Genomic DNA, 17141 nt, shown 5'->3' on the forward strand with positions numbered 1-17141 from the left:
CCCCGATGCTTGAGGTGTCAATCTCTTGTTGCACCTGAGAGTCTATCCCGGCAGGTGGGAGTCGCTCCTGGCGCGCCTGGCGAGCGTGTGCTGCGTTGCTCGTCGTTGCATGGCTCGCCATGCGGCCTCCTCGCGCCTTGCCCACACTCGCCATGCATCGCCATGAGCTTCCCCCCACCTACCGGGATAGACTCTACGAAAACCCCCTCTGGAAATCGCCAGTTTTTAGTACAATCGAGAAAGAACGTACCGAGAGCCCGGATGATGCGCAGCCGGCCACCCAACTTGGATAAACGACACCGACAAGATGAAGATCTCAGACCGAATCGCGCATTCCCGTCCCCTTGCCACCACCGCCATGCACGGCCGCGCCGAAGCGCTGCGCAACGCGGGTGAACGCGTCATCGATTTTTCGATCGCGATTTCGCACTTCCCGGCTCCGGCCAGCGTGCTGGATGCGGTCTCGGGCGCCGTCGAGCGCGAGCGCACGTTGCCGTATACCGAGGTGGGCGGCGCGCTGAAGGTACGCGAGGCGCTGCGAGCCAAGCTCGCGGCCGAGAACCGGATCGAGGCGCAGGTGGATGAGATCATCGTGACCAACGGTTGCAAGCAGGCGTATTACCAGGCGTTGTACGCGATGACCGATCCGGGCGACCGCATCGCCGTGTTCCGTCCGCACTGGCCGGCCTATCTCGCGACCGCCGAGCTGCTGGGGCTCGAGGTGGTGCTGGCCGAGCTGCCGGAGACGCTGACCGAAGCCTGCCTGGCGGCCCTCGGCCGCGTCAAGGTGCTGGTGTTGAACAATCCACACAACCCGACCGGCAAGGTGTACAACCGGCGCGAGCTGGAACTGGTGCGCGACTGGGCGAGCGCCGGCGGCGTGCACGTGATCGTCGACGAGAGCTACGAACACCTGATCTATGACGGCGAGCACGTCACGCTGGCGGCGCTGTGCGACTGGCGCGAGCTGGGCGTGGTCACCCTGTTCTCGGCCTCGCAGAGCTATGCCATGATGGGCTGGCGCGTCGGTTTCGCCCTCGCCCCGGCCACGCTGGTGAATGCGATGCAGACCCTGCAGGGACCGATCACGGCCGCCGCGCCGCACCTGTCGCAGGTGGCGGCGGTGGCCGCCTTCGCCACCGGCACCCCGCACGAACTGCTGCGCGACTACCGCGCGCGGCGCGACCTGGTGGTGGGCCGGTTCGCCGACGTGCCCTGGATCACCATGCACGCGCCGGCCTCCGGCCCCTATCTGTGGGGCGACGTGCGTGGGCTCACCATGGACACGGTCGGCTTCGCCGAGCGCCTGCTGGACGAGGAACGGGTGGCGTTGATGCCGGGCGACGCGCTCGGCCAGCCCGGCTTCATCCGCATCGGCTACATCTCGGACGACGAAGACACCCTGATGGATGGCGTGCGCCGCATCATCGCATTCGGCACGCGGTTGGCGGAGACGGCGGAGCATCGATGAGCAGTTTGCTGGGGCGCTTTCGCCTGAATAGCCTGCGCAGCCGCCTGATGCTGCTGGTGCTGCTGGCGATCACACCGATCGCCATCGTCACCGTATTGGGCGGCCTGCGCGAGCGCGAGGCGGCGATCCGCGCCTCGGAAGAAAACCTCAAGCGCCTCACCGCCCTGGCGGCCGCCAACGAGGCGCAATCGATCGACCGTGCGCGCCAGATCCTGGTCGACCTGGTCAGCGTGCCCGACCTGATGGGCGACACCGCCGGCTGCAATGCCCTGCTGGCCAATGTCCTCGACCGCAACGAGGGCTACGTCAATTTCGGCCTGATCCAGCTGAACGGCGAAGTCACCTGCAGCGCGGTGCCGATGCTGCACCCGGTGAACCTGGGCGACCGCAGCCATTTCAAGCGCGCGCTCGCGGAACGCCGCTTCATCGCCAGCGACTACGTGTTCGGGCGCGTGATCCGCAAGCACACGATCAATCTCACCTACCCCGTCATCGACCGCTCGGGCGACGTGGTGGCGGTGGTGTTCGCGGCCATGGACCTGGCCGGCCTGGACACCTTCGTCAACGACATCAGCATGCCGCCCGGCTCGATCCTGGAGACGGCCGACGCCTCGGGCAACCTGATCTCGCGCCGTCCCGACCCCGAGCGCTGGTTCGGCAAGCGCGTCACCGGCGAGATGCTGGACGCGATGCGCGGACCACACGACCGCGCGCTGGTGGTGCGCGGCGAGGACGGGATCGAGCGCCTGCACGCGTTCGCCCGCGTCGGATCGCCGACCCTGACCGACTACACCATCACCATCGGGGTGCCGACCGACCTGATCACCCAGGTCGCCCGCGACGCCCAGTTCATGTCCCTGCTCGGCCTCGGCGCCACCACCCTGCTGGCGCTGCTGGCAGCCTGGCTGGCCGGCGAAAAACTGATCGTGCAGCGGGTGCGCGGCCTGACCACGGTCGCGCGCCGCATCGCCGCCGGCGAGCTCGATACGCGCACCGGGATCGAATACGGCAACGAGGAGATCGGGCGGCTGGCGGCGGCGCTGGACGAGATGGCCGAGAACCTGCAGAAGAAGGAAGCCGCGCGCGGCCAGGCCGAGCGCGAGCTGCGCGCCGCCGACCAGCGCAAGGACGAATTCCTGGCAATGCTGGCGCACGAGCTGAGAAATCCGCTGGCGCCGATCAGCACCGGCGCCCACCTGCTCAAGCTGCTGCACTCGGATAACGCCCAGATCACCCAGACCTGCGCCATCATCGCGCGCCAGGTCGAGCACATGACTAGCCTGGTGGACGACCTGCTGGACGTGTCGCGCGTGACGCGCGGCTTGGTGTCGCTGTCGACCCAGGTGCTGGACCTGCGCAACGTGGTCGACGACGCCGCCGAGCAGATCCGTCCCTTGATCGCCGCGCGGCGCCACAAGGTGGTGCTCGACCTGCCGACCGGCCCGGCCCACGTCAAGGGCGACCACAAGCGCCTGGTGCAGGTGGTGGCCAACCTGCTGGGCAACGCCACCAAGTACACGCCGGAGGGCGGCCACATCCAGCTCCAGCTGGTCGAGGTGGGCGACGACTGGGAACTGAGCGTGAGCGACGACGGCATCGGCATGGAAGCGCGCCTGGTCGAACGCGTGTTCGACCTGTTCACCCAGGCCGAGCGCACCCCGGACCGCTCGCAGGGCGGCCTGGGCCTGGGCCTGGCGCTGGCCAAGAGCCTGGTCGAGCTGCATGGCGGCAGCGTCGGCGCGCGCAGCCCCGGCCTGGGCCACGGCAGCACCTTCACCGTGCGCCTGCCGCGCCACCGGCAGGAAAGCCTGGCCCTTCCCGCTCACTTGCCGGGCCACCTGCCCGCGGGCAGCACTATCCTCGATGCGGCAGCGCCGAACGCGCTGCGCATCCTGGTGGTGGACGACAACCTCGATGCCGCGCACACGCTCAACCTGTTCCTGCGCGCCACTGGCCACGACGTGGAGATCGCCTATTGCGGCATCGACGCGATCGAGATCGCCAAGGTATTCGCGCCCCAGGTCTGCATCCTCGACATCGGCCTGCCCGACATGGACGGCAATGAACTGGCGCGCCGCCTGCGCCGCCTGCCGCAGACCAGCGACGCGACCCTGGTCGCCGCGACCGGCTACGGACGCCAGCAAGACCGCGAGGCGGCCGACCAGGCCGGCTTCGACCATTACCTGGTCAAGCCGGTCAACACGCTGCAGCTGGGCGAACTGCTGGCCATCGCGGCCGCGCGCTGAACCTGATCTTCAGGCCCGCATCGTGTCGACGCGGGCCTGTTGCCATTTTACCTTTGGTCGTTTCGGAACAACATCGTGGTAAATATCGCGTGACAGGCCGCATGCCACCTACATAGAATTTGCCGACAAGCAAATTTATGCACTCCGGAGAAATTCTGTGGGCATGCTGACCTGGATGCTGCCTGATGGTTCCCACTGACGATATCGCGCAATGGCGCGTGCGTGTTTTCTCTACCTTGCTGCCGATCGTGCTGGTGCTGGGCACCAGCGCCGCCCTGCCGAGCATCGCCCTGGCGCTGCGCCAGGGCCTGTGGCCGATCGCGCTGATGGATGCGGTGGCCCTGGCCTGGATCTTCGCCATCTGGCGCCTCGACCGCCTGCCCCATACCTTCCGCGTGCTGAACTTCCTGGCCGTGCTGTTCATGGTCGCGATCGGGCTGATGCTGGCGGTGGGGCCCGTGAGCCTGAACTACCTGATGGCGCCGCCGATCATGGCCGTGATCCTGCTCGGCAACCGGCCCGGCATCCTCACGCTCGCCCTCGGCGCGCTGTGCATCGTGGCGTTCGGCGTGAACGGCTATGCGCGCCTGTACGTGCCGGGCCTGGAGACCGATCCGCTGCTGTCCTCGCTGGTGGTGGCGATCAACTTCGCTTGCGTCGGCGCCCTCGTCACTTTCGCCGCCGGCACTCTGCTCAAGGGCCTGGCGAGGTCGGTGCAGGAAGCGCGCACCGCCGCCGACGCCGTCAACCGCCTGGCCTTCTACGACGTGCTCACCGGCCTGCCGAACCGGCGCCTGCTGATGGACCGCCTGGCCGAACTGGTCGAAGGCACGCGCCGCGGCAGCACCCTGGGCGCGGTGCTGTACGTCGACCTCGACAACTTCAAGAACGTCAACGATGCGCGCGGCCATGCCGTCGGCGACCAGCTGCTGCGCCAGGCGGCCGAACGCCTGGCTTCGGTGGCCGGGGCGCAGTCCTGCGTGGCGCGCCTGGGCGGCGACGAATTCGTGGTGCTGCTGGACGACCTGGGCCCGGACGCCGACGCCGCCACCGCGCGCGCGCTGGCGCTGGCCGAAGAGATCCGCGGCGCCCTGTGCGAAAAGATGATCATCGAGGGCCAGCGCTACTACGCCACCACCAGCATCGGCGTCGCGCTGACCTCGGCCCGCGCGCCATCCTCGGTGCACGACCTGCTGCGCGAGGCCGATACCGCCATGTACCACGCCAAGGCGCGCGGCCGCAACGGCGTGGCCCTGTTCGAGGCCGGCATGCTGCGCGACGCCGAGCGCCGCCTCACCCTCGAGCGCGACCTGGGCCTGGCGCTGGAGCACGGCGAGCTGTCGCTGCACCTGCAGCTGCAGGTCGATGGCGCGCGGCGCCCGAGCGGGGCCGAGCTGCTGATGCGCTGGCGCCGCAAGGACGGCAGCAGCGTGCCGCCCGACCAGTTCATTCCGGTCGCCGAGTCGAGCGGCCTGATCGTGCCGCTGGGCGAGTGGGTGCTGCGCGAAGCCTGCCTGGCCTGGTACGCGCTGGCGCGCGCCGGCCATCCGCTGCCGCTGTCGGTCAACGTCAGCCCGATGCAGTTCCGCCAGCCCGACTTCGTGGCGCGGGTGGAAAGCATCCTGCAGGAGACCGGCGTGCCGCCCGGCCAGCTGGTGTTCGAGATCACCGAAGGCCTGCTGGTCGACCGCCTCGACCGGACCGTCGGGCGCATGCACGAACTGGCGGCGCTGGGCGTGCGCATCTCGGTCGACGATTTCGGCACCGGTTACTCGAGCCTGGCCTACCTGACCCGCATGCCGCTGTACGAACTCAAGATCGACAAGAGTTTTATCCGCGACACCCCGCACGACAAGGACGGCACCGCGATCGTGCAGTCGATCCTGTCGATGGCCGGCCACCTGGGCCTGCGCGTGGTCGCCGAAGGCGTCGAGACCGAGGCCCAGGCCGGGTATCTCGCGCGCCACGGCAACGCCAGCATGCAGGGCTTCCTGTTCCACCGGCCGATGCCGCTGGAAGATCTGCTCGACCATTTGCGCCAGTCTTCCTGAGCCGCTGGCCCGCGCCGCCGGCTCGGCACGAGCGCCACCGACGCGAATTGGCGCGATCCCGTATCATTTCATTTTGTCATGCCAATGTTGAACGGGGGAGATGTCGATGGATGAGGTAGGAATCGTACTGGCAATGCTGCTGGCGGTGGTGGCGAGCGGCTACCTGGTGCGGATGCTGCCGTTCGCCGTGCCCCTGCCGCTGGTCCAGATCGCGCTCGGCGCCGCCATTTCCAGCACCACCAGCCATGGCGTGCGGCTCGAGCCGCACATCTTCTTCCTCGTGTTCCTGCCGCCGCTGCTGTTCCTGGACGGCTGGCGCATTCCCAAGGTCGGCCTGTTCCGCGACCGCTCGACCATCCTCGAACTGGCGCTCGGCCTGGTGCTGTTCACGGTGATCGGCGCCGGCTTCCTGATCCACTGGCTGATCCCGTCGCTGCCGCTGGCCGTGTCGTTCGCGCTGGCCGCGATCCTGGCGCCCACCGATCCGGTCGCAGTGTCGTCGATCGCGGCGCGCGTGCCGATTCCGCCGCGCCTGATGCACATCCTCGAGGGCGAGTCGCTGCTCAACGACGCCAGCGGCCTGGTGTGCTTCCGTTTCGCGGTGGCGGCCGCGCTCACCGGCGCCTTCTCGCTGGGCGACGCCACCCTCACCTTCCTGTGGGTGGCGCTCGCAGGCATCGCGATCGGCGTCGGACTGACGGTGGCCGTCAGCGCCGCCCAGCGCATCCTGGCGGCGCGCATCGGCGAGGAGAGCGGCTCGCCGATCCTGATCAACCTGCTGCTGCCATTCGGCGCCTACCTGGCGGCCGAACACCTGGAAGCCTCGGGCATCCTGGCGGCGGTGGCGGCCGGCATCACGATGAGCTACGTCGAGCTGAGCGGCCGCGCGCTGGCCACCACCCGGGTGCGCCGCGCCGTGGTCTGGGATACCGTCCAGTTCGCGCTGAACGGCGTGATGTTCGTGCTGCTGGGCGAACAGTTGCCGAATATCGTGAAAGCGGCGCTGGTCGCCCCCGAACTGCCCGCGCCTCATGATGTCTGGTGGCTGCTGGGCAATGCGCTGGCCATCAGCGTCGGCCTGATCCTGCTGCGCTTCATCTGGGTCTGGATCTCGCTGCGCCTGACCCTGCTGGCCGCGCGGCGCCAGCAGCAGGCCGTCTACCGTCCGAATCCGCGCCTGATCCTGGCCACCTCGCTGGCCGGCGTGCGCGGCGCAATCACCCTGGCCGGCGTGCTGACCCTGCCGCTGGCGATGCCGAACGGGACGCCATTTCCGGGGCGCGACCTGGTGATCTTCCTCGCCAGCGCGGTGATCGTGGTGTCGCTGGTGCTGGCCAGCGTCGGCCTGCCGCGCGTGCTGCGCGGCCTGGAATTGCCGGCCGAGGCGGCCCACGAGAGCGAGGAAGACCAGGCGCGCCACGCCGCCGCGCTGGCGGCGCTGGAGGCGATCGCAACGGCCCCGCCGCCACCGCCCACCATGGGCTGCGACGCCGAAGGCGCAGCCGAGATGCACGCCAGCGCGGCCGACCAGGTGCGCAGCCTGTACCAGTACCGGCTCGACGGCTGGTTGGGCAACGTCGGTGGCGCCGACATCGACCCGGCGCGGGCGCGCGCAGCCGAAAGCGCCGAGCGCCACTACCGCCTGGCCGCGCTCGAGCAGGAACGCGCGGTGCTGCTGCGCATGACGCGCCAGAACCAGCTGTCGGATGAGATCGCGCGCAAGCTGCTGCGCGAGATCGATCTGGTCGAGGCGCGTTATCGCTGAGCGCGTGCGAACTGATTCGGACTGCGCCTACATGCTTCGGACTGCGCCTACGTTACTTCGCGTACAGTGAACGGGGGAAGCTATAGGTAGGATCGGCTGGAAGATCCACCTATCAGCGAACCTGCCATGCCCAGTGAAAAGCCAAGCGCCGACGGCGTCCCCAGCGATCCACCCACCGCCGCCCGCGCGGCCGGCCTGCGTTACGTCCATGACGACCGGCCCGGCATCCGGCGCGAAGCCGTCAAGGATGGCTTTCGCTATCTCGACGCCCACGGCGAACCCGTGACCGACGAAGCGACGCTGGCTCGAATCAAGAGCCTGGTCGTGCCGCCCGCCTGGAGCGAGGTGTGGATCTGCCCCCAGGCCAACGGCCACCTGCAAGCCACCGGGCGCGACGCCCGCGGCCGCAAGCAATACCGCTACCACCCCAAGTGGCGCACGGCGCGCGACGAGGTCAAGTACGAGCGCATGCTCAAGTTCGGCGAGGCGCTGCCGGCCATTCGCGCCGAAGTCGACCGCGCCCTGAAACTGCCCGGCCTGCCGCGCGAAAAAGTGCTGGCCACCATCGTCTACCTGCTCGAAGCGACCATGATGCGGGTCGGAAACGAGGAATATGCGCGCACCAATAAATCCTTCGGGCTGACGACGCTGCGTAACCGTCACGCGAAGGTCGACGGCAGCGACGTCGAGTTCAGCTTCCGCGGCAAGAGCGGGGTCTATCACAAGGTCAAGGTGCACGACCGGCGCCTGGCGCGCATCGTCGCGCGCTCGCGCGACCTGCCGGGCCAGGAACTGTTCCAGTACGTGGACGAGGAAGGCGAGACCCACGCCATCGATTCGAGCGACGTCAACGACTACCTGCGCGCCATCAGCGGCGAAGACTACACGGCCAAGGATTTCCGCACCTGGTCGGGCACGGTGCTGGCGGCGCTGGCCCTGCAGGAGTTCGAGAAGTTCGATTCCGAGGCCCAGGCCAAGAAGAACATCGTGCGCGCGATCGAGTCGGTGGCCGAAAAGCTCGGCAATACGCCGTCGATCTGCCGCAAGTGCTATGTGCACCCGGCGGTGCTGGACGCCTATCTCGACGGCGCCGCGATCGAGGTGCTGCGCGAGCGCACCGAGGAGACGCTGCAGGAAGACCTGCACGCCCTGCAGCCGGAGGAAGCGGCGGTGCTGGCCATGCTGCAGCAGCGCCTGCGCCACGAGCAGGCTCAGTTGCAAGATCATCCACGCCCCCCGGCGTCACGCAAGAAGCGTGCGCCGGCGAAGGCCGCGCCCCGCAAACCATCGCGCACGACCGCCCGCGCGGCGGCTTGAGCGCATCACGAAAGGACTGGCATGACCGCATACAAGATCGAACTCGTCGCCCGTTTCGAACACCAGGTCACTGGCGTCTCGGTGTCCGAGGACAACCGCATTTTCGTCAACTTCCCGCGCTGGACCGAGGACAGCGCGGTCTCGGTGGCCGAATTGAAAGCGGACGGCGAGTTGCTTCCCTACCCCGACCAGGAATGGAATGCCTGGCGCAATGCGCGCAAGGACGAGGTGTCGCCAAACGACCACTGGGTCTGCGTGCAGAGCGTGGTGGCCGATGGCCGCGGCAGCCTGTGGGTGCTCGACCCGGCGGCGCCGGCCCAGGCCCACCTGGTCTCCGGCGGCGCCAAGCTGGTGCAGGTCGACCTGGCGGGCGACCAGGTCGTGCGCACGATCGCCTTCGACGAGGACGCAGCGCCCCAGGGATCCTACCTCAACGACGTGCGCTTCTCGAACGACGGCAAATACGCCTACATCACCGACTCGGGCGTGGTCGGCGCCATCCTGGTGGTCGACCTCGAACACGACAAGACGGTGCGCCTGCTCGACGGCCACCCGTCTACCCAGATGAAGAAGGGATTGAACGTCACGTACGACGGCGAGGTGCTGCGCCGCCCGGACGGACGCGGGGTCGAGTTCTCGGCCGACGGCATCGAACTCTCTGGCGACGGCGCCTGGCTGTACTGGCAGGCGATCAAGGGCGATACCCTGTACCGCATCTCCACGCAAGTGCTGATCGAGCGCGGCTTGAAAGGCGAGGACGTCGGCGATGCGGTCGAGGAATTTGGCCACAACGGCGTCAACGACGGCCTGCTGTTCGACCGCGGCAGCAACCGCATGTACCTGACCTCGGTGCAGGACGATGCGATCAAGATGCGCGACCTCGACGGGGGACCGCAAGCCGAGCTGCGGGTGGTCGTGCAAGACGAACGCCTGCGCTGGCCGGATACCTTCACCCAGGGGCCGGACGGCACGATCTACGTGACGACCTCGCACATCCAGGACTCGAGCTTCTTCAAGCCGGACGCGCCGGCGGCGCTGCCGACCGAGCTGTGGAAACTTACTGGATCAGGTAAGTGATCACCTTCCAGCCGCCCTCGGCTTCCCGCGACGTGACCAAGGTTTCGGTCACGCCGGGACGGTTGGCGTACACGGCGCCGTACTGGATGATCACATAGTCGCCTTCCGCTACGCCGGGCAAGGTGCGGGTATAGCGTGCATTGGCCAGGGTACGCGATTTCAGTTCGCCCAGCGGCGCGCGCGCGCCCGCCAGCATGCCGTTCCACTGCTCGGCGGTGGCGGCGCTGCGAAAGACCGTGCCGGCGCTGCGCCAGCTTTCGACACCATTGCCCGCGTCGGCGAGCTTGAGCCACTGCTCGGCGGCCGCCACCCCGGCCTTGGTGTGCTCGGTTTCCTGCGCATGCACGGCGGCGACGGGCATGGCGAACATCATGGCAAGGGCGATGGGTGCGAGCTGCTTCATGGCGGACTCCGTCTCGAAAGAATCGACAAACCGACAGCATAGCGCGTCCCGGCGCCGCAAATCTCACACAATTTCGCAGCGCGGCCCTCGTCAGGGTTCAGTCGCCAGCGTCGTACTTGTTGAACACCTGGCGCAAGTAGGCGATGAAGGTCTCGTCCGTGCTCTGCGACTTGCCCTTGGTATCGGACAGCTTGGCCACCGGCTGGCCGTTGCAGCGCACCAGCTTCATGACGATGTTCAGCGGTTTATGGGGCGTGTCGTTGGTGAGCTTGGTGCCGATGCCGAAGCCGGTCATCACGCGGTCGGCGAAGTGACGGTACAGCTCCAGCGCCCTGGGCACCGTGAGCGAGTCGGAAAACACCAGGCGCTTGGTGCGCGCGTCGATGCGCAGCTTGGCATAGTGCGCCAGCGCCTTCTCGCCCCACACGACCGGATCGCCCGAATCCTGGCGCAGGCCGTCGAACAGCTTGGCGAAATACAGGTCGAAGTCCGCCAGGAAGGCGTCCATGCCCACCACGTCGGTCAGGGCCGTGCCCAGGTCGCCGCGATATTCCTGCACCCAGTTCTCGAGAGCGGCTTTCTGGAAGTCACGCAGGCGGGTGCCGAAGGACTGGTGGGCCTGCAGGTATTCGTGGGCCATGGTGCCGATCGGAGTCAGCTTCAGTTTATAGGCGAGATACACGTTGGAGGTGCCCTTGAAGTACTGGGGCAGCTCGCGCGCCATGGTCGCCACCACTTCGTCGTGCCATTCGCCGGAATAGCGGCGGCGCACGCCGAAGTCGAAGAACTCGAAGGGATTGGCGCGCGGCGCCTCCTTGCCGAAGGCGCGCAGCTCGTCGATCTTCTGCTGCAGGCGGCGCCGCGCCTCGGCCAGGGCCTCCGCCTGGTCGAAGCGGCGGAAGTACAGCTCGTTGACGATGTAGAGCACGAAGATCTCGAAGCCCATCACGTGCACCAGCGGACCGCTGGCGCGGATCGTCAGGTGCGGGCCGTCGGTGTCGACCCGGATGAACTTGCGCTGGAAGCGGAACAGGGTGAGGAAGTCGGCGAAGTCGCTCTTGATGAAGCGCAGGTTGCGCAGGTAGGCCACCTCGCCCTCGGTGAACATCATGCCGCACAGGTAGTCGAGCTCGCGCTCGACGTCTTCCTTGAGTTCGGCCAGCGGATAGGCCGGCTCGTTGCGGCAGCGGAATTCGTACTCGCCGATGGCGCCGGGATGGCTGTGCAGGAGGGCCTGCCACATCGTGAACTTGTAAAGATCGGATTCCAGCAGGCTGCGGACTACGGGTTTCATCAAGGCTCCAGGCATCTGCGCATCGGGCGCGGCAGGCTGTATTGTCGCCTACTTCCTGGTACGGCGCTTGGGAGCCAGCATGGTGCCGGTGCAATCGGGGGTGCCGCAGCGGCAGGCGAACAGCTTCTTGAGCGCGGGTGTGTGGCGTTCGTCGTAGATCAGCGCGTAGTTGTAATTGAGCTCTTCGCCAGCCTCGATGTCCTGCATGGCGTGGATAAAGACCTTTCCATCGTCCTCGAAGGCTTCGCAGTTGGGCGTGCAGGCGTGGTTAATCCAGCGCGCGTTGTTGCCGTCGCGGCCGCCGTCGATCACGCGGCCGTCGGCCAGGCTGAAATAAAAAGTATGGTTGATCGGGCCGCCCGCCTTCTCGGCGCGCCGGGTCGCCTTGTCCCAGCTGATGCGCTGGCCCTTGTACTCGATGATGCGCTCGCCGGCAGCGATCGGGCGGCGCGCGAAGACGCCGTTGCCGTGGACCGGCGACTGGCGCACTTCATACATACGGTCTTTATCGGCAGATTTGCCGCCGCCCTTTTTGGCGCTTTTCTTGTTGGTCATCTGATGCCGAATAAGATTGAGGGAATGCATCCATTATGGCGGCAATCGGCGCGCCTTGTCCGCACTCTTCGTCAAGAAAGTCCGGCCGCCGCGCGCAAGGCGGCGACCTCGATCTTCTTCATCGGCAGCAGGGCCGTCATGACGGCGTCGGCTTGCGGACCTGCCATCAAGGACATGATCTCGGTCGGCGTCACTTGCCACGACAACCCGAACCTGTCTTTCAGCCAGCCGCACTGGCGCGCCGCCTCGTCGCCGCCCTCTCCCAGGCGCTCCCAGTAATAGTCGATCTGCTCCTGGCTGTCGCACATCACCATGAACGAGACGGCTTCGGTGAAGTGGAACAGCGGCCCGCCGTTCATCGCGATGCAGGGCTGGCCGTCGACCTCGAACTGTACCGCCATCACGCTGCCCGGCGTCATGCGGTGCACATCATGGCCGGCCGCGCTGTAGTGCGACACGTGCGTGATGCGCGAATCGGGGAAGATCGAGATATAGTGCTTGACCGCTTCCTCGGCCTGGGTGTCGAACCACAGGCAGGGCTGGATTGGCGCGTGCAGTTGCATGATCGTTCTCCTGTCAGGCTTTACGTAAGGCTAGCCGGGAAAATCCTCTACGCGGTACTCGACGGCATCCGCGGCACCGGCGTCGCGCCCGGCTTCCTCGCGGCGCAGCTCGACGCGCCGGATCTTGCCCGAGATGGTCTTGGGCAGCTCGCGGAAGGCGATGCGCCGGATCCGCTTGTAAGGCGCCAGGCGTTCGCGACTAAAGGCAAACAGCGCGGCGGCCATCTCGCGGCTCGGCTCCACCCCGGCGCGCAGGGTCACGAAGGCTTTCGGCACGGCGAGGCGCAGCGGGTCGGGGCTGGGCACGATCGCCGCTTCCAGCACGCTCTCGTGTTCGATCAGCACGCTCTCGAGCTCGAACGGGCTGATACGGTAGTCGGACGACTTGAACACGTCGTCGTTGCGGCCAACATAGAAGTAATAACCGTCGCCGTCCACGCTCGCCGTATCGCCCGTGTGGTAGTGGCCGGCCCGCATCACCTCCCACGTCTTCTCCTCGTTGCCTTCGTAGCCGACCATGAGACCGATCGGATTCGACGCAAGTTCCACCGAGATTTCGCCCTCAAGCGCCGGCCGGTCGTCGAGGTCGAGCAGCGCGATGCGGTAGCCCGGCAGCGGACGGCCCATCGAGCCCGGCTTGATCGGCTGGCCCGGCGAATTCCCGATCTGGCAGCTCGACTCGGTCTGGCCGAAGCCGTCACGGATGCGGATGCCCCACGCGCGCTCGACCTGCTCGATCACTTCCGGGTTGAGCGGTTCGCCGGCGCCGACCAGCTCGCGCAATACGGGCTTCCAGACGGCCAGGTCTTCCTTGATCAGCATGCGCCAGGCGGTCGGCGGCGCGCACAGCGAGGTCACGCCGCAGCGCACGAGCGTGTCGAGCACAGCGCGGCTGCTGAAGCGTTCGAAGTTGTACACGAACACGGTGGCGCCCGCGTTCCACGGCGCGAAGAAGCAGCTCCACGCATGCTTGGCCCAGCCGGGCGCGCTGATATTCCAGTGGACGTCGCGCGGCTGCAGCCCGATCCAGTACATGGTCGACAGGTGGCCGACGGGATAGCTCTGGTGGGTGTGCAGCACCAGCTTCGGCTTCGCGGTGGTGCCGGAGGTGAAGTACAGCAGCAGCGGGTCGGTGGCGCGGGTTTCGCCTTCCGGGACGAACACGCTGGCGACGTTCTCGCTGTCCGCGTAGTCGTGCCAGCCTGCCGCCGCGTCGCCCGCGCTGCCGACCGCGATCCGGGTGTAACTGCCGGCCAGCGCCTCGAATTTATGGGCCTCGCTGGCCTGGGCGATCACGTGGCTTACCTGTCCACGCTCCAGGCGGTCGGCCAGGTCGTCGCCCGCCAGCGCCATCGTGGTCGGCACCAGCACGGCGCCCAGCTTGATCCCGGCCAGCATGATTTCCCACAGCTCGACCCGGTTCGGCAACATCAGCAGCACGCGCTCGCCGCGCCGCACGCCGAGATTGCGCAGGTACTCGGCCACCTGGCTCGAGCGCGCCGCCATGTCGGCGAAGGAGATCTTGCGTTCGCTGCCGTCTTCCTCGACCACCCACAGGGCGGGAGCGTGATTGTCCCGGGCCTGGTGGTCGAAGAAGTCGAGCGCCCAGTTGAAGCGATCGAGCCCGGGCTGCTCGAAATCGCGATAGGCGGTGTCGTAGTCGAGGCGGTGCCGCTGGAGGAAGTCGCGCGCCTGCACGAAGCGCTGGGTTGGCGTCATGGGGGGGTCTCCTGGTCGCTATGCCATGTGGATGGCGGGATGCCTGACGCCCCCGCCTTGCGACCATTCTGCCACCGATTCTGTCGGTGGTGACGCGCTAGTTGCGACGCAGCGGCGTCACTTGCATCTCGTCGGTGGGCGCCATCATGTCGATCACGCGACAATCACCGCACATGCGCAGGCGGTCGAGGTTGGCCGCGAACGCCGGGTGCGAGCCCAGGCGCCCGAGCATGTTCTCGACCATCTGCAGCGTGCCGAACGGCTTGCTGCAGCGGATGCAGTGGAAGGGCTGCGATTCGTTCAGGACCACCGCCGTCATGCGCTCGGGCGCGAACGAGATGCGCGGCAGCAGCGCGATCGCGTTCTCGGGGCAGGTATTGGCGCACAGGCCGCACTGGACGCAGTTCTTTTCGATGAAGCGCAGTTGCGGCGCGCCCTGCCCGTCCTGCAGCGCATTGGCCGGGCAGACGCCGACGCAGGACATGCACAGGCTGCAGGCCTGGCGGTCCACAAGCAGCGCGCCGAACGGCGCCCTGACGGGCAAGCCGATGTGCGGCGGCTGCTGCGGGGCGTGGCGGTGCAGGTGGTCGAGGGCGTAATCCAGGGTGTTGCGTTTTTCGGCCGACAGGTGGAACACGGCCGGCGTCGCCGGCGTGTCGCCGCGCGGCGCATGGCGCAGGGCCAGCGCCAGTTCCTGGGCCGCCTCCAGTCGAGAATTCCCCAACTGGAGCAGCTGAAAGTGCGGCCCGGCATAGCCAAGGCCATCGAGCACGGCCTGGGCGATGTGCATCTGCTCGCCCAGCGCCTGCACGTATTGCGGCGCCTCGTCACCCGTAGTCAGCACGGCGATGCCGGCCGCGCCGTAGGCCAGAGCCGCCAGCCAGACGTCGATGCCGGTCGAGGCGACGTGGTGCAGCGAGAACGGCAGGATGCGCCCCGGGACGCTGTCGCCAAGACGGTTGATCACGTCCTGTCCCTGCGCATCGTGCAGCAGCAGCACCGGCTGCGCGCCGCCCGCCTCGCGGAAGGCGCGCAGGGCGGCCTGGATGCGCTTGCCGGTGAGCGGCACCGGCGGGTAGGCATAGCTCATGGCCCCGGTCGGGCACACGGTGCCGCAGGCGCCGCAGCCGGCGCACAGGTAGGGGTTGACCTTCACGCGGTCGCCGTCGCTGGCGATCGCCTGCGCCGAGCAGATGTCGACGCAGGCGGTGCAGGCCTGGATGCCGTTGCGGCCGTGGGCGCAGATGCGCTCCTTATAGCTGAAGTATTTCGGTTTCTCGAAGTCGCCGACCATGTCCAGCAGGGCCTCGACCGCGGCCAGGCGCGCCGCCTCGTCCTGGCCGGGCGCGTAATAGCCGTGTGGGCGCTGGTGGCTGGCGATCAGGCGCGCCGGGCACAGGTCGAGTACCAGGTCGAACCGGCCCTCGCCCACGGGCTGGCCGGCCGCGCGCCAGCGCGCCTCGAAGGCGCCCAGCCAGCCGGCCACGGCCACGTTCTGCGCCCTGTGCACCGGATACAGGCGCGGCTGTCCATCCGCCTCGTCCAGCAGCAGAACGGTGACCGACAATGTGCCGGCCAGCCGGTCGGCCAGCGGCAGCGCATCGACCGCGCTGCCCACCACCAGCGTCCGCCCGTGCGAACGGTAGTCGACCGTGACGGCCGCTTCGAAGTCGGGGAAATCCCGGGCCGCCTGCAGCGCGGCCACGCGGGCAGCCCTGTCGCGACCGTCCTGGACGGGGTCGGAAGCCGGCCCGTCGTCGAATCGGATATTCATGTGGTCCCTTGTGTTGGCGTGCCCGGCTCGCCCTCGGCTACCGGGTCGTTTTCGTCCTCGACCTCGTCCTTGCCCAGCAGGCGGTCAAGCACACCAGGCGCGTGCTTGAGCGTCGCCAGCATGGCGTCGGTGAGCGGCGCGGCCTTGTTGTAGTCGCTGATATAGATGTCCAGACCATCCATCACCGCGAAGTTCGGATCGGCGAACAGTTTTTTGAGCGCCATGCGCTGCACGGCCTTGTCGACGCCCTTGGCGACGAAGGCCGAGTAATCGGATTCCGGCGTCAGGCGCGCCACGTCGTCCAGGGTCGGCAGCGGCCGCGCTTCTTCCACCGGCGGCGGCTCGACGGCGGGAACAGGCGCCTCGGCGGCTATGGCCTGCTCCACCGGCTCCGGCGACGATTTCAGTCGCGCCCAGCGGCGCAGGAATCCTTCCTCGGCCATCGTGTTCGCGCTCATCCGTGCTGTCTTCCCTTACGCGGACGCGGCGTGAAATTCTCGCGCAGGTAGCCCGCGACCCAGCTGTAGATCTCGGCCGGCATGGTCACGCCGTCGGCCGATTCACCCGAGTCGAACATGCGCGTGCCCTCGACATAGCTCACCGAAGCACGCGCCGGCATCGCGCGGCCGTCTTCCATCCGCCACAGCACGAATACCTTCGATTCCGGCGCCATGATGTTCTCGTAATAGCCTTCGTTCTCGTCGGTGTACAGTTCGAGCTCGAGGCCGGAGACCAGGTAGTAGTCGCGTTCCGCGCTTTCGCTCAGTACCGACAGGCGCGGCAGCTCGCCGCGGTCCGGCACGATGCCCACCGCGGCCCAGCTGTCCATATCGCCCCAGCGGTGCTGCACCGCGCGCCGCTGCATGATGATGGCGACCGCCATGCTTCCCATTTTCATCGCTGTGC

The 17141-nt window shown here is 67.6% G+C and carries 14 protein-coding genes; 6 read left to right on the top strand and 8 right to left on the bottom strand.

The genetic code is table 11. The features are described 5' to 3' along the window. The first annotated feature begins 307 nt into the window (after positions 1 to 307). The 6 genes from J3U95_RS08320 to J3U95_RS08345 all read left to right on the top strand — a co-directional run bounded on the left by J3U95_RS08320 (position 308) and on the right by J3U95_RS08345 (position 9927). The gene (locus J3U95_RS08320) at positions 308 to 1471 is read left to right on the top strand and encodes a pyridoxal phosphate-dependent aminotransferase (RefSeq protein ID WP_208278135.1); all 1164 of its coding nucleotides are present in this window, start codon (positions 308 to 310) and stop codon (positions 1469 to 1471) included. Then, positions 1468 to 3717: a hybrid sensor histidine kinase/response regulator gene (locus J3U95_RS08325; RefSeq protein ID WP_208278136.1), complete on the top strand. Its 2250-nt coding sequence runs from the start codon at positions 1468 to 1470 to the stop codon at positions 3715 to 3717. The genes J3U95_RS08320 and J3U95_RS08325 overlap by 4 nt, the downstream gene beginning before the upstream one ends. Positions 3718 to 3902: 185 nt before the next feature. Then, complete coding sequence (locus tag J3U95_RS08330; protein WP_208278137.1) at positions 3903 to 5768, top strand: putative bifunctional diguanylate cyclase/phosphodiesterase; 1866 nt, start codon at positions 3903 to 3905, stop codon at positions 5766 to 5768. A 106-nt stretch (positions 5769 to 5874) separates the two neighbouring features. Further along, positions 5875 to 7533 carry a Na+/H+ antiporter gene (locus J3U95_RS08335; protein WP_208278138.1) on the top strand — a complete coding sequence of 553 codons (1659 nt, stop codon included), beginning with the start codon at positions 5875 to 5877 and terminating at the stop codon, positions 7531 to 7533. A gap of 126 nt (positions 7534 to 7659) precedes the next feature. Continuing rightward, positions 7660 to 8850 carry a DNA topoisomerase IB gene (locus tag J3U95_RS08340; protein ID WP_208278139.1) on the top strand — a complete coding sequence of 397 codons (1191 nt, stop codon included), beginning with the start codon at positions 7660 to 7662 and terminating at the stop codon, positions 8848 to 8850. Between the two features lie 21 nt (positions 8851 to 8871). Beyond that, on the top strand, positions 8872 to 9927 hold the full coding sequence (locus J3U95_RS08345) for an L-dopachrome tautomerase-related protein (protein WP_208278140.1): 1056 nt from the start codon (positions 8872 to 8874) through the stop codon (positions 9925 to 9927). Here J3U95_RS08345 and J3U95_RS08350 read toward each other — a convergent pair. From J3U95_RS08350 to J3U95_RS08385, 8 genes are all read right to left on the bottom strand, one after another. Next, positions 9908 to 10330, bottom strand: a complete 423-nt coding sequence (locus tag J3U95_RS08350; RefSeq protein WP_208278141.1) for a DUF4019 domain-containing protein — start codon at positions 10328 to 10330, stop codon at positions 9908 to 9910. The genes J3U95_RS08345 and J3U95_RS08350 overlap by 20 nt on opposite strands. 97 nt (positions 10331 to 10427) lie before the next feature. Next, on the bottom strand, positions 10428 to 11624 hold the full coding sequence (gene pncB, locus J3U95_RS08355; protein ID WP_208278142.1) for a nicotinate phosphoribosyltransferase: 1197 nt from the start codon (positions 11622 to 11624) through the stop codon (positions 10428 to 10430). Between the two features lie 48 nt (positions 11625 to 11672). Beyond that, positions 11673 to 12179: an SET domain-containing protein gene (locus J3U95_RS08360; RefSeq protein WP_208278143.1), complete on the bottom strand. Its 507-nt coding sequence runs from the start codon at positions 12177 to 12179 to the stop codon at positions 11673 to 11675. Positions 12180 to 12250: 71 nt separating this feature from the next. Next, positions 12251 to 12742, bottom strand: coding sequence for a VOC family protein (locus tag J3U95_RS08365; protein WP_208278144.1), 492 nt, complete (start codon positions 12740 to 12742; stop codon positions 12251 to 12253). 30 nt (positions 12743 to 12772) lie between these two features. Continuing rightward, on the bottom strand, positions 12773 to 14461 hold the full coding sequence (locus J3U95_RS08370; RefSeq protein WP_208278145.1) for an AMP-binding protein: 1689 nt from the start codon (positions 14459 to 14461) through the stop codon (positions 12773 to 12775). Positions 14462 to 14558: 97 nt separating this feature from the next. Next, on the bottom strand, positions 14559 to 16235 hold the full coding sequence (locus J3U95_RS08375) for a 4Fe-4S binding protein (RefSeq protein ID WP_208278146.1): 1677 nt from the start codon (positions 16233 to 16235) through the stop codon (positions 14559 to 14561). After that, the gene (locus tag J3U95_RS08380; protein ID WP_229519709.1) at positions 16232 to 16693 is read right to left on the bottom strand and encodes a DUF3306 domain-containing protein; all 462 of its coding nucleotides are present in this window, start codon (positions 16691 to 16693) and stop codon (positions 16232 to 16234) included. Before J3U95_RS08380 ends, J3U95_RS08375 begins: the two co-directional genes overlap by 4 nt. Then, on the bottom strand, positions 16690 to 17133 hold the full coding sequence (locus J3U95_RS08385) for a DUF3305 domain-containing protein (RefSeq protein ID WP_208278147.1): 444 nt from the start codon (positions 17131 to 17133) through the stop codon (positions 16690 to 16692). Before J3U95_RS08385 ends, J3U95_RS08380 begins: the two co-directional genes overlap by 4 nt. Between the last annotated feature and the right edge of the window lie 8 nt (positions 17134 to 17141).

Source organism: Massilia oculi, assembly GCF_017582745.1.
GTDB lineage: Bacteria > Pseudomonadota > Gammaproteobacteria > Burkholderiales > Burkholderiaceae_D > Telluria > Telluria oculi_A.